Annotated in this window: 15 protein-coding genes; 7 read left to right on the plus strand and 8 right to left on the minus strand. The window is 32.1% G+C overall.

Going from position 1 to position 12,140, the window contains the following annotated elements:
• Positions 1 to 61 precede the first annotated feature (61 nt).
• Genes BZARG_RS01020 through BZARG_RS15825 form a run of 4 tightly spaced genes read right to left on the minus strand, consistent with a single transcriptional unit; the run spans position 62 to position 2,423 of the window.
• Positions 62 to 766, minus strand: coding sequence for an SEC-C metal-binding domain-containing protein (locus tag BZARG_RS01020; protein ID WP_008634280.1), 705 nt, complete (start codon positions 764 to 766; stop codon positions 62 to 64).
• Complete coding sequence (locus tag BZARG_RS15140; protein ID WP_008634165.1) at positions 732 to 1,757, minus strand: hypothetical protein; 1,026 nt, start codon at positions 1,755 to 1,757, stop codon at positions 732 to 734. The genes BZARG_RS01020 and BZARG_RS15140 overlap by 35 nt, the downstream gene beginning before the upstream one ends.
• A 4-nt stretch (positions 1,758 to 1,761) precedes the next feature.
• A complete protein-coding gene (locus BZARG_RS01030; RefSeq protein ID WP_008634385.1) occupies positions 1,762 to 2,250 on the minus strand; it encodes a hypothetical protein in 489 nt (162 codons plus the stop codon).
• Positions 2,250 to 2,423 (minus strand): hypothetical protein, encoded by a 174-nt coding sequence (locus BZARG_RS15825; RefSeq protein ID WP_008634449.1) that lies wholly within the window; start codon positions 2,421 to 2,423, stop codon positions 2,250 to 2,252. Before BZARG_RS15825 ends, BZARG_RS01030 begins: the two co-directional genes overlap by 1 nt.
• Positions 2,424 to 2,547: 124 nt before the next feature.
• On the opposite strand from BZARG_RS15825, the gene BZARG_RS01035 reads away from it, so the two are divergent.
• From BZARG_RS01035 to BZARG_RS01055, 5 genes are all read left to right on the plus strand, one after another.
• Positions 2,548 to 3,126 (plus strand): hypothetical protein, encoded by a 579-nt coding sequence (locus BZARG_RS01035; protein ID WP_123766844.1) that lies wholly within the window; start codon positions 2,548 to 2,550, stop codon positions 3,124 to 3,126.
• A gap of 2 nt (positions 3,127 to 3,128) precedes the next feature.
• Complete coding sequence (locus BZARG_RS01040) at positions 3,129 to 3,530, plus strand: hypothetical protein (RefSeq protein WP_008634740.1); 402 nt, start codon at positions 3,129 to 3,131, stop codon at positions 3,528 to 3,530.
• Complete coding sequence (locus BZARG_RS01045) at positions 3,514 to 4,326, plus strand: ImmA/IrrE family metallo-endopeptidase (RefSeq protein WP_040287871.1); 813 nt, start codon at positions 3,514 to 3,516, stop codon at positions 4,324 to 4,326. Before BZARG_RS01040 ends, BZARG_RS01045 begins: the two co-directional genes overlap by 17 nt.
• A gap of 208 nt (positions 4,327 to 4,534) precedes the next feature.
• Positions 4,535 to 4,780 (plus strand): type II toxin-antitoxin system HicA family toxin, encoded by a 246-nt coding sequence (locus BZARG_RS01050; RefSeq protein ID WP_008634705.1) that lies wholly within the window; start codon positions 4,535 to 4,537, stop codon positions 4,778 to 4,780.
• A 2-nt stretch (positions 4,781 to 4,782) separates the two neighbouring features.
• Positions 4,783 to 5,163: a type II toxin-antitoxin system HicB family antitoxin gene (locus tag BZARG_RS01055; protein ID WP_008634627.1), complete on the plus strand. Its 381-nt coding sequence runs from the start codon at positions 4,783 to 4,785 to the stop codon at positions 5,161 to 5,163.
• 608 nt (positions 5,164 to 5,771) lie between these two features.
• Here the strand turns inward: BZARG_RS01055 and BZARG_RS01060 are convergent.
• From BZARG_RS01060 to BZARG_RS01070, 3 genes are all read right to left on the minus strand, one after another.
• Positions 5,772 to 6,821, minus strand: coding sequence for an NAD(P)-dependent alcohol dehydrogenase (locus BZARG_RS01060; protein WP_008634797.1), 1,050 nt, complete (start codon positions 6,819 to 6,821; stop codon positions 5,772 to 5,774).
• Positions 6,822 to 6,906: 85 nt separating this feature from the next.
• Positions 6,907 to 8,007, minus strand: a complete 1,101-nt coding sequence (locus tag BZARG_RS01065) for an alkene reductase (protein WP_008634342.1) — start codon at positions 8,005 to 8,007, stop codon at positions 6,907 to 6,909.
• 99 nt (positions 8,008 to 8,106) lie between these two features.
• Entirely contained in the window at positions 8,107 to 9,417 is a 1,311-nt protein-coding gene (locus BZARG_RS01070) for a DEAD/DEAH box helicase (protein WP_008634460.1), read from the minus strand.
• A 179-nt stretch (positions 9,418 to 9,596) separates the two neighbouring features.
• Here BZARG_RS01070 and BZARG_RS01075 point away from each other — a divergent pair, with 179 nt between their 5' ends.
• Positions 9,597 to 10,700 carry a mechanosensitive ion channel family protein gene (locus BZARG_RS01075; RefSeq protein WP_040287872.1) on the plus strand — a complete coding sequence of 368 codons (1,104 nt, stop codon included), beginning with the start codon at positions 9,597 to 9,599 and terminating at the stop codon, positions 10,698 to 10,700.
• Positions 10,701 to 10,847: 147 nt separating this feature from the next.
• Entirely contained in the window at positions 10,848 to 11,762 is a 915-nt protein-coding gene (locus tag BZARG_RS01080) for a M23 family metallopeptidase (protein WP_008634673.1), read from the plus strand.
• 26 nt (positions 11,763 to 11,788) lie between these two features.
• On the opposite strand, the gene BZARG_RS01085 is transcribed toward BZARG_RS01080, so the two are convergent.
• A complete protein-coding gene (locus BZARG_RS01085) occupies positions 11,789 to 12,124 on the minus strand; it encodes an ArsR/SmtB family transcription factor (RefSeq protein ID WP_008634406.1) in 336 nt (111 codons plus the stop codon).
• Positions 12,125 to 12,140 lie beyond the last annotated feature (16 nt).

A 12,140-nucleotide genomic window follows, 5' to 3' on the forward strand; every position in this document is an offset into this window, starting at 1 on the left:
TTCAGGGTATTTGTTGCAAGGTAAATGGCTTGGGTGGGAAATGGGAATTAATAGACTTAAGTTAAAGAGTTTGTTTATTAAATTTAGAAATAATGTATTTTGAGAAGTTTGTGGTTGCAGTTTTTTCAAAATTTATTAAATCTGAAACCAATCTATTCTTTGATAAACTTTTCAATGATTCAATCTTTCTTAAATGGCATTGTTTTATTTTTAAATCACTTCCGCACAAACATAATTCATTGCGGCTTGGAATAGTATTGGAAGCAACAGAATAAATAATAGTAGTAATAATATTAAGATTATCAATGCCTAGCTCTTCAATATAATATTCTACAACTCCATCAAAAAAATGTGCATATTCTCCGTTTGCATAAGTTCCAGTTTCTTTCTTGAAAATATAATTGGTAAAAAATGGATAAATCTTATTTCTATAAAAATCAATAAGTTTAATTCCTCTTCTTGAATCTTTTTCCAGAATGTGTTCTATATCTAAACAACAATAACCATCATCATCTATATGATTATCATCGATACGTTTAATGTTTTTTGTGATTTCTTGAATTTTAGGGATAGAGTATGGATACTCATCTTTATTTAAATAAATTTTTATTTTAAATGTTTGATAATAGTTCCCTTTTAAATCACATACGTCCAAATCTCCAATTAAATAACAAAATTTTTTATTAAAATTTTTGAAGTACTTAAATGATGGATAAACTTCACAAAATTTATCAATATCCCTTTCCAGTATCGTTTTTTCCTTCATTAAAATAAGGTTTATTAATTTCAGCAATAGGTCTAAGTGCGGCAATTGAATTCACATTTGAAGGAAGCTTAATAATTGGATTTCCGTAAATATCATTTGCTACAAAACTCTGTTGCTTTAAATATTTTTCCCAATTAAAGTCGTACTGGGTATAATAGAAATTTCTATCATCAATTCTATAAATGTATCTGTCGCTTTCGGTCTTATCAGAACGATGACAGACTGGACTAAAAAAATCATCGGACAATACTTCATCCTTTATGTATTGCCCAACAACTACACCATTTCGTAAAGCTGAAGATTGCATTTTACTGGCTAAACTTGTATGCAAGCTACAAGTCGTAACTTCACTAATCTCACCAATACCCGATTTACCCCATAATACATCCTCCTTTTTTCCGAGATCAATTCCTGTTCTCACACCAATATTTTCAATTCCTTGCGATAATAAATATTCTTTAAGATCATTTTTCACAAAATGGGTGTAAACACTTACCATTTGTAATGCAAGTTCGACTGCTTTCTCTTGTTCAGTATTTTTATCTCCAAAATATAAAAACATACCATCTCCTTGAAGTCTATGAACATATCCTCCAAATATTAGAGCTGTATGTATTCCTGCTTTGATAATTGCATTTGTAATTAAAAAATTAGTTTCTTTATCAAATTTTCTGAAAAGGTTTGTACTTCCTTTAATATCAATAAATACTGATACAATATAATGTTCTTCAACATTGTCTGTATTTTTTAAATGTGCAAAACTAGGGTGAAGACCTAATTGTTGATTATAATTAACTGGTCTGCCTAAACCTTCAGAAAACATTTTCATTTCTGATGCTATTTCTTTATCCTCTATTCTGTTTAATATAGCTTTAAATTGCTCATTTGTCCTACCATAAATTGGAGAACCTAATCCTTTAGAAGATTGGTTGGAAGTATCACTTTCAACAGCATCTTTAATTATTTGGAGATAGTCATCGTATATTTTCATATTATTATTTATTATAAATTATTATTGTAAAAATTGGTATTAGCAAGATGAATTGTATTATTAATAATCTGCCTGCTAATTTCAATTTTGTGAATTTTGTTGTTAAACCTGTAGAAAGAGTATGTACCTGATTTCTTAAATCTTTAATTTCTTTTTTTGTTGTGAGTGTTTTTGAACATAATTCAAAATCATCTTTTTTCATCGCTCCAATTCCGCCGAAATAATACATAGATTTGGAATCTTTAGAAAAAAAAGGGATGCTTGCGTTTACTAGAATTATTAATGTTGATAATCCTATCAGAAATGAAATAGAAATTAAAGCTTGAAATATTTCAGAATAACAACTAATATCATCTAATAAAGTTACATATGATGTTATAAGAGAGCCAACAACAAATGTGTTAATGGCTATGTAAACAGCAGTCTTGTTGTTTACACTATCAAAATAGTGATCAAACCTACTTATCGTATATATTAATCTTTCTTTTTCCATTATTTTTCTTTCCGCACGCCTTTAAATTTAACTCCTGATGTTTTAACGTCCATAAACTTTCCAGTTTCTGTGTCACGTTTTACATAAAGATTTGTTTTCGTGTTAAGTACTTGTGAGCGTTGTTTTACTGCTCCTTTTCTTGCGTTGTCTCCGACAGGTTTGTTTGTTGCCATTTTCTTTTTTTTTAAAATTATTAATGTTATCTATAAGTACTATGCTCATAATATTTCATAATTTGCCATGTGCATGGAAAAAAAATAAAATCTGTGAGCATACAACTAAATAGAAAGCGCTTCTATGTCAAAAATGAACAATGAAATATCAGAAGTCCTAAATAATTGTGATATAGAGAGCTTGATAAGAAGAATGCAAGCATTTACTATTAGCAAATTAGGATACAACAAAAAAAACTATGATGGTTTAGAACCATTGGATTTTGTGTTCGCAGTATTTGAGAAAGCTCTTTCAGGTGTAAGAAATTGGGATAAAAATAAAATAGATTTTGAAGGTTTCGTTTTTGGTTCACTTAAAAGTGATATTTATGCAGCTATTGAGAAACGGAAAAGACGCAAAGTAGTGGAAGACGATGAAGATATTGATGAATCTTACATTTTAGATATTCACGTAATTTCTAACGAAATTGGCTTTGATGATACAACTACTCATAAGATAGATTTTAAGATTGAAAAACAGAATTTTTTAGATAAACTTAAAGCTGCTGAAGCAACTGACCTCGAAATATTAATCTTTGAGTGTTGGTGTGATGAAATATTCAAACCTCAAGAAATCGCTGATTTTCTTGAGCTAGATGTTACTACTATTTACAATGCCTTAAAGCGTTTGCAAAAAAGACAAAAAAACATTTTACGAAAATAATCATGGGTAAGTTAAAGCATAATATAGATAAGGGCATAACAGAGTTTTTTTTAAATCTTGATGTCAATATTATTAAAGAATCTTTAAAAAATGAGGGAGTAGATGTATTTAATGAAGATGAAAAAATATCTAAATTCTCCAAGAGAATTAAGTTTATGAATAAAGCCATCATACTAAAAGAAAAAACAGATAGTTTGCTAGAAAAAATAGTCTCTAAATTTCAAGAAGCTATTGATAAAAATATTGATAAACCAATCGCTTCTTTGAAAAGATTAATTGAAGATAAGGAGCTTTCTGTTCAATTTAGAAATTTGGATAAGTTGACAGAAGAGGAAATAAAGGAAATTATTAAAGGTAAAAATTTAGTTGATTTGATGGATGAATTAGATGGAGAAATTGATTAAATATACCAAAGGCTCTGGATGTGCTAGAGATTTATTACTTGATAATGGTTTTGATGATTTAATAGATTTTCCTTTAGAGTTATTTGCTAGTGGTTTTGGAGCTACAATTATTCACAAACCAATGATTAACTCTGATGGACGCATTATTTTTGGCAAGAAAAATACAATTATTGAGATTAATAATAATATCCCTTTTGAGGAAAAAAAACGATTTACAATTGCTCATGAGATTGGTCATTTAATCATGCACAAAGGAATCGATATACATAATGATAATGAATCAACTATGTCATGGTTCAATAATAAAGAGAAACAAGCTAAAAGTGGTAGAGTAGAGTATGAGGCAAATCAATTTGCATCAGAACTTTTAATGCCAAGTTTGATTTTTCAAGAAAAACAAAAAGGTATAAAGTTTTCACCACAATTGTTGAGAGATTTATCAAGTTATTTTAAAACAAGTTTAACTTCTGTTGCTTTTAAATATTTAGAATTAGGCGATCATCCAATTTGCTTGTTTCATTCATATAATAAAACAGTGAAATATTGGATGAGAAATATCGATTTCCCACACTACATTACTGACTACACTAAACTTCAACCACCAGAGGACTCTGTAGCTATGGAGTTTTTTGAAAAGGGAAAAATCTACAATAAAGAAAAGTCTAGACAACCTATATGGAAATCTACTTGGTTAGAATTAAAAAATTGGGAAAATGATAATGACTTCAATTTTTATGAATTTTGTATAATAACACCAGCATATAATAGTGTTATTAGTGTTATATGGGAAGAATAATTCTTAACACACAATAATATTGCTTTGCGCAAGCTCATAAAGTTCCGTGTTAATTTCCTGGTAAAATACAATCTACCACAACGTAAGTCCTCAAATTAAAACAACAGCAATATTACAAATGCATAAAAATGATAGGAGTAAGGTCATTTTAAAAAAAAATACATATATTTGTAACTAAATAATAGTTGCAACGTCTTATACTATAAAAGTGTCAAAAATTGATAAACTTATTTCAAAAATTCAATCCAACCCGAAAGACTTTACTTGGGATGAATTAAAAAAAGTTTTATCACATTTCGGTTTTGAAGAAATGCCTCAAAAAGGAAAAACTGGAGGTTCAAGAAGAAAGTTTATAAATAAACAAAAGGATGTGATTAGCTTACATGAGCCACACCCAAAGAAAATAGTAAAATCTTATGCGATTAAGCAGATTATAGAACATTTAAATTTATAATTATGAGTGATTATTTGACATACAAAGGATATTTTGGAACTGTAAATTTTAATTCAGACGATGACGTATTTTATGGAAAGATTTTTGGAATTAGTGATTTAATAAATTTCGAAGGATCGTCTGTAAAAGAATTAAAAGAGTCTTTTGAGGAATCTTTAGATGATTATTTAGAGACATGTAAAGCGCTAAATAAAGAACCAAATAAGACATTTAAGGGAAGTTTTAATGTCAGGGTAAGCATGGAGTTGCATAAAAGAGCAGCTATGATTGCGAATCAGAAAAGTATTTCTTTAAATGATTTTGTAAAGAAGGCCATTGACTATGCGGTGTCTCATGACAAAGATATGGATGAAAATACTACAATGAAAACACAAAAAATGTAATTGATACTCTAAATATTACAAAGTGCATAGACATTTATTTTCTTAAACTTTATGCTCATATGGTAATCCACGAGAATCGCGTATTCGAAAATTTATATAACGTTGTTCGGAATATAAGAATTTATAAAACCTTAACTGAAACTTTCAATTCGACCTCGTTATAACTATAGCACAATTAGCTTGTACATAATCATTTCCGATATAAGTCTAAAAACATCATAACTTTGATCATTTGAAATATAGCGAAAAGCGTTATTTCGCTAATAAATTCTAACTCGTTAAAACTTCACCACAATTAGCTTGTACATAATCATGTCCGATATAAGTCTAAAGACGTTATATCTATGATTATGTCAAATACCGCGAAAAGCGCTATTAATAAAAAGGATTGTTTTAATATGTAATCATCCACAGGATAATCACACACTAAAAGTGTTCTATAATTTATATTATGTAAAATAGAATATTCTAGAATTAAGGGATGCATTTAAAACACCCCTCTTTTCTTAATATGTACTTACCTTTATTCTTTTACGCATTTAGTCTTTTCTAGTCTTTTAAGTATAGTTTCTAAAAGTGCAACGGTCTAGATTCTCTTTTTATAGTTTCTATTTCAAACTGGCCATATCAATTACAAAACGGTATTTCACATCGTTTTTAAGTACACGTTCATAAGCATGATTAATATCTTTCATGTCGATAACTTCAATATCCGAAACTATATTATGTTCGCCACAGAAATCCAACATTTCTTGGGTTTCTTTAATACCGCCTATTAATGATCCCGCAACGCGTTTACGACCAGAAACTAAACTACCGCCATGAAATTCCTTCATAGGTTCAATAGCACCAACTAATACCATAGTCGAATCAATTTTTAATAATCTCAAATAGGGATCCATTTCATGACCTACAGGAATGGTATTTAGAATAAAATCGAAACTATTCGCATGTTGTTTCATAGCATCTTTATCTTTGGAAATCAACACGTCATGAGCGCCTAAACGTTCAGCATCTACGGCTTTTTCTGGTGACGTGGTAATCATAACCACATGAGCACCCAAGGCATTGGCAAATTTCACACCCATATGTCCGAGTCCACCGAGTCCAATAACACCCACTTTATCACCTTTTTTCACATCCCAATGACGTAATGGTGACCAGGTTGTAATTCCTGCACATAACAATGGCGCGGCACCTTTTGGATCAATATTTTCTGGTACGCGCAGTACAAATTCTTTATCGCAAACCACAGTTGTCGAATAACCACCATAGGTTTGTCCACCCATATGAGGGTCTGGACTGTTATATGTGAATGTCGCGCCTTTTTCACAAAATTGCTCTAAATCTTGTTCGCAACTATGGCAAGTCTGGCAGGAATCTACCATACAACCAACACCTACTAATTCCCCAACTTTAAAATTTTTCACATCACTCCCAACGTCTGTTACGCGACCAATAATTTCATGGCCTGGAACTACAGGATATTGGGTCCCTTTCCAATCGTTTCGTACCGTGTGAATATCCGAATGGCACACACCACTATATAATATATCAATCTTAACATCGGCAGCTTGTAAGTCGCGACGTTCAATAGATATAGGTTCTAAATCGGCTGTGGCATTTGAAGCGCCATAAGCTTTTACTGTATCGTTCATATATATTATGCTTTTTTAAAATTGCTTCTAGTGATTGTATAAGTTACTGTTCAACTAAAGAAATAAGCAATTTCCTTTATTAAAATTATATTATTTTTTCGTAATCGGTAAAACCTTCTTTTCCTGGCACGTAAAACGTATCGCTATTCCAATCTGTTAATTCTAGGTTTTGCGCAAAACGCTCTACCAAATCCGGATTAGATATAAAAGGTTTTCCAATAGCGACTAAATCTGCATCACCAGCTTCTAAAACTGCGTTACCACTCGCCTGCTTAAAGTTGGTATTAATCATCAGTGTTCCTTTATAAATTGGTCTATAACGTTTGGCGATTTGAGTTTCCGCATGTGGCACTTCAGAAACATCGTTAAAAGGTTCCGATAAATGCACATATGCCAAATCGTAGGCATTCAACTTATCAATAATATAATCGAAAGTTGGCATGGTTTCTTCATCAATAGTAATACCAAAAATGCCATGTGCAGACGGGTTAAAACGTACACCAATACGGTTTTCTGGCATTACGGATTTTATAGCATCTAAAACTTCAAAGAAAAAACGCGAACGATTCTCTTTGCTTCCACCATATTTATCGGTTCTACTATTAGAATTTCGACTAAAAAACTGATGAAATAAATACCCATTGGACGAGTGAATTTCTACGCCATCAAATCCTGCTTCCATAGCATTTTTAGCCGCATTTTTAAAATCACTTATAGTTCTATCAATATCTTCCTGGGTCATCGCTTTTGGCGTAACCGTATCTTTAAAACCAGTTGGTGTAAAGGATTGCGTATTTGGATTTATTGCCGAAGGTGCAACCGGTAAATTACCATTATGAAAATCGGGATGTGAAATCCGACCTACATGCCATAATTGCATAAATATTTTCCCGTCTTTTTTATGGACCGCTTTTGTAACGAGCTTCCACCCTTCCACTTGCTTTTTGGTATGAATTCCGGGAGTATTTACATAACCCACAGCTTCTTCTGAAACTTGTGAGCCTTCTGTAATAATTAAACCTGCCGAAGCACGTTGTGCGTAGTATGTTGCTTGTAAATCTTCTGTTGGGATTTTATCCGCATTAACCGCTCGACTACGCGTCATGGGAGCCATTACTACGCGGTTTTTTAAAGTGATGTGATTATTTAGTTTATAAGGTTTTAATAAGGCTTGCTTTTTAGTCATTGGTATCTTTTAATTGAATGTTCTGTAAAAATACAAAGCAATTCACTTAAAGACCAACGAGAAGCTGGTTAAACTTTCCTTAATGTTTTTAAAAAAGTCTTATAAAATAGTAATTCTGACTTTCTTCTTTTTCAATCGCGAATTATTTGTTTTATCCACAATAGCCTGCGCTTTTTTCTTGGGAACAGCCACAAAAGCACAATCTTGCTTGAGTTCTATAATGCCGAGTTCTTGCTTTTCTAAATTACCTTGTTTGAAGAATAATCCTGCAACATCCCCTTTAGAAATTTTATCTTTTCTTCCGCCCGAAATAAATAAAGTACACCATTCAGATTCTAGCTTTTTAGGTTTCCCATCTAACTTAACAATTTGGTTGGTATCAATAAATTCTGGCAAATATTCTTCGGTCCATTGCAATACATAAGCTGTTCCTTCTGCATTCATTCGGGCTGTTCTACCGTTTCTGTGGGTGAATTCTTCGGCTTTTAATGGTAATTGATAATGAATAATATAATTCAATTCTGGAATGTCTAAACCGCGAGCTGCCAAATCGGTAGCAATAATAATTTGATGAGTTCCGTTTCGAAATTTAATCAGCGCGCGTTCGCGATCTATTTGTTCCATACCACCATAAAAACAACCATGTGGAATGTTTTTAGTATTTAAAAAGTCGCTCACATATTGAATCGTATCTTTAAAATTACAAAAAATAATCCCAGGTTTATTACCAATATCATACAGTAAATCCGCCAAAGTTTGAAGTTTATCTTTTTCTGCAGACAATACTTTTTTTATCTGAATATTGGATGTTTTAGTATGTAAATAGTCAATTAACACTTCATTTTGAAGGCCTACAAAACTGGGGATTTCCATGTCTTGAGTTGCAGATGTTAATACACGCTTTTCAATATGCGGAAGACTTTCAATAATATCACGCATTTCGCCTTCAAAACCAATTTCTAGCGATTTATCAAACTCATCTAAAATCAGTGTTTTTATATCGGCAACAGAAAATGTTTCGCGACGTAAATGATCGGCCACACGACCTGGTGTACCAATAAGAATAGCTGGTGCATGCGCTAATTCTATTTTATCTTTTGAAAAAGGACGCCCACCATAAACGGCATTGGCTTTAAAACCCGTTCCCATTTCGCGAATTACCTGTTCAATCTGAATAGCTAATTCACGCGATGGCACTAAAATCAATAATTGAACATTAGGGCAATCAATATCTAACGCAGCTAAAGTTGGCAGTAAAAAAGCCAAAGTTTTACCTGTTCCTGTTGGCGATAGAACGACGGTGTTTTCAGCATTTGTTATAGCTAACAATGCTTCTTCTTGCATGTCGTTTAAAGATGTAATTTGAAGTTTTGCTAATATATCTTGCTGTCCTTTTATGGAATTGGCCATAGTGTTTATTGATTTTTATGTGACAAAGATAACGACTGTTTAATCGCTTATGGAATTAAATTTTAAAGAAATTAAAGGGCTACAAAACTTTAGGCCGTGTCTAGACAATAAAGAAGCTAATAAACCTCTGTAAAATGATTATATTTGTGTTTTTCAGAACAATTTTGACGGTGAAAATTATGATCGACTTTTTTAAAGAAAATTCCCAAAACATATATATCCTGCTTGGCCTTACGGCATTAAGTATTGTACTTTATATAGCTGTCAATAAGATTTCTAGAACGCTAAAAATAAAGGCAATAGAGAAAGGTTATAGCGATTTTACGACAATCAAGATTGTTCGTAAAATAATTAAAACCTGTATTGTCCTTTTTTATCTTTTCGCCGTCGCTTACCTCCTAGCCGACAAAAGTGAATACAATATTATTGCAAACAACATTAAAAAGACTACTTATTTAATTTTTGTTTTTGTACTTACAAGCATTGCGTACACAATTTCTAATGGATTATTTAATCGCATAATCGAACGAAAAGATAATCCTACCACTTATAAGTTTTTGAAATATGTTGCTGCCTTTATCATTATTGTAATCGGAATTGCTTTTGCAGCAATGGCATTTCCATCGCTTAAAAGCATCGCATCTACAGCACTTGGTGGTGCGGGAATTATTGCGGCCATAATAGGTTTGGCATCTCAAGAAGCACTTGCTAATATTATTGGTGGCTTTTTTATTATTATGTTTAAACCGTTTCAGGTGTATGATACTATTAAAATTTCAGGCGAAATGGTAGGAACCGTTACCGATATTACATTGCGCCATACCCTAATTAGAGATTATCACAATAAAATGATTGTGGTTCCTAATGCTATTATCAACAAAGAAAAAATAGTTAATTATAACCTGGGTGATCAAAAATATTGTCAATATGTCGAGTTTTCGATATCTTATGATAGTGATATCGAGTTAGCCAAAAGAATCATGCAAGAGGAATGTGAAAATCATCCAAGTAATATTGATGTAAGAACTAAAGTTGATGAGCATAATAAAGTTCCAAAAGTGCAAGTTCGTGTTATTAGTTTAGAGGATTCTCATGTAGCGTTGCGGGCTTGGGTTTGGACGAGTCAATTTGGATTATCCTTTGCTATGAAGTGTGATTTGCTAGAATCTATTAAGAATAGATTTGATACTGAAGGTATTGAAATTCCATATCCATACCGAACTATTATTACTAAATTTGAGAAAGCCCCGGCAAGTGATGATACAATTCAAGACACTAAATAGCAGTATTTTATAATAGTTCCAATCGAAATTGAAATACTAACATAACTTTAAGATACGGCAATACATATTTTTTATATTTTCGGTCAGTTAAAAAGTAATATTATAATATTAATAACGTTATTTGGTTTTGAATAGCAAATATATTTTATGAAATCATTTGTTGCCCTAATTTGTTTCTGTCTAGCTTTTAATAGTTTCGGGCAGAATATTACACCAGGTCGTGTAACTCCTAATTTACAGAAATTTTTAGATAGTAGTCACGAACTATTAGAAACCTATGCGATCCCGGAAGCTGAAGAATTAGAAAATGTAATAGACATAACAACAGATTACTGGGATACTAGTAATATGAAAATATCGTATAATAAGGAAATAAAGTTTCCAATACGTCTCCAATTTAAAGACTCTAACTATGTTTCTCCTATTTCAAAAAATAAAGTAATTACATCGCGATACGGTTGGCGTTGGGGTCGTGCCCACCGAGGCATTGATATCGATTTAGTAACCGGCGATAGCTTGTATGCCATGTTTGATGGTGTTGTACGTTTTGCTAATTACAGTAATGGTCACGGTCACTCGGTAGTAGTACGTCATTTTAACGGTTTGGAAACCGCCTATGCGCATTTATCTAGTCATGGCGTTAAAGAAAACGATTCGGTTCGTGCTGGCGATTATTTAGGTAAAGGCGGAAATTCTGGAAATGCTCGAGGCAGCCATTTACATTTGGAAATGAGTTACATGGGTATTCAAATTAATCCAGAATGCTTACTTCAATTTAACGATTCTAATTCTGTTCTTTCTAATGAAATATGGATCACCAAAGATATGACGCGTCCGGAAATTCATAGCAGTAAACGTCAAACCGATATAAATACACCAACTACCGAAGCAGAAGCTATTGCATTGGCTAAAAGACCGAAAAAGGTTTATATTGTAAGAAGTGGTGATACTTTATCGCGCATATCTTCCAGAACCCACATGAGTATCGCTCATTTGTGTAAGCTTAATTCTATAAATAAAAACGCGACTTTAAAAATTGGGCAGAAATTGGTGGTTAATTAATAGTCTCCTTCAATTATAAATTCATTTTAACAACACACGTCGTCTACGGTGTTTGCTTTCTGACTTAAAAATTGCCCAATAATTTCGGAAAGATTATTCCATTCATCTTGGTCAATACAATAACAAACGCTAGTCCCGGAGATACTTCCTTGAATAATACCTACGCTTTTCAGTACTTTTAAATGTTGAGAAATGGTTGGTTGCGCCAAGCCGATTTCGTTTACTAAATCGCCACAAATACAACTATCTATTTTAAATAAATGCTGAATAATAGCAATTCGCGCTGGATGACCGAGTACTTTGGCAATATTTGCTAATCTATTTTGAGCCTCTGTAAACTTATCACTTTTTGTAATTCCCATAATATCTGTAAGGTTA

The organism is Bizionia argentinensis JUB59 (genome assembly GCF_000224335.1).
Classification (GTDB): Bacteria; Bacteroidota; Bacteroidia; order Flavobacteriales; family Flavobacteriaceae; genus Algorimicrobium; species Algorimicrobium argentinense.

Excerpts from the sequence above, each read along its gene's own strand:
- BZARG_RS01020 (WP_008634280.1), bottom strand. The coding sequence starts at position 766 with ATGAAGGAAAAAACGATACTGGAAAGGGATATTGATAAATTTTGTGAA.
- BZARG_RS15140 (WP_008634165.1), bottom strand. The coding sequence starts at position 1,757 with ATGAAAATATACGATGACTATCTCCAAATAATTAAAGATGCTGTTGAA.
- BZARG_RS01030 (WP_008634385.1), bottom strand. The coding sequence starts at position 2,250 with ATGGAAAAAGAAAGATTAATATATACGATAAGTAGGTTTGATCACTAT.
- BZARG_RS15825 (WP_008634449.1), bottom strand. The coding sequence starts at position 2,423 with ATGGCAACAAACAAACCTGTCGGAGACAACGCAAGAAAAGGAGCAGTA.
- BZARG_RS01035 (WP_123766844.1), top strand. The coding sequence starts at position 2,548 with ATGTCAAAAATGAACAATGAAATATCAGAAGTCCTAAATAATTGTGAT.
- BZARG_RS01040 (WP_008634740.1), top strand. The coding sequence starts at position 3,129 with ATGGGTAAGTTAAAGCATAATATAGATAAGGGCATAACAGAGTTTTTT.
- BZARG_RS01045 (WP_040287871.1), top strand. The coding sequence starts at position 3,514 with ATGGAGAAATTGATTAAATATACCAAAGGCTCTGGATGTGCTAGAGAT.
- BZARG_RS01055 (WP_008634627.1), top strand. The coding sequence starts at position 4,783 with ATGAGTGATTATTTGACATACAAAGGATATTTTGGAACTGTAAATTTT.
- BZARG_RS01060 (WP_008634797.1), bottom strand. The coding sequence starts at position 6,821 with ATGAACGATACAGTAAAAGCTTATGGCGCTTCAAATGCCACAGCCGAT.
- BZARG_RS01065 (WP_008634342.1), bottom strand. The coding sequence starts at position 8,007 with ATGACTAAAAAGCAAGCCTTATTAAAACCTTATAAACTAAATAATCAC.
- BZARG_RS01070 (WP_008634460.1), bottom strand. The coding sequence starts at position 9,417 with ATGGCCAATTCCATAAAAGGACAGCAAGATATATTAGCAAAACTTCAA.
- BZARG_RS01075 (WP_040287872.1), top strand. The coding sequence starts at position 9,597 with ATGATCGACTTTTTTAAAGAAAATTCCCAAAACATATATATCCTGCTT.
- BZARG_RS01080 (WP_008634673.1), top strand. The coding sequence starts at position 10,848 with ATGAAATCATTTGTTGCCCTAATTTGTTTCTGTCTAGCTTTTAATAGT.
- BZARG_RS01085 (WP_008634406.1), bottom strand. The coding sequence starts at position 12,124 with ATGGGAATTACAAAAAGTGATAAGTTTACAGAGGCTCAAAATAGATTA.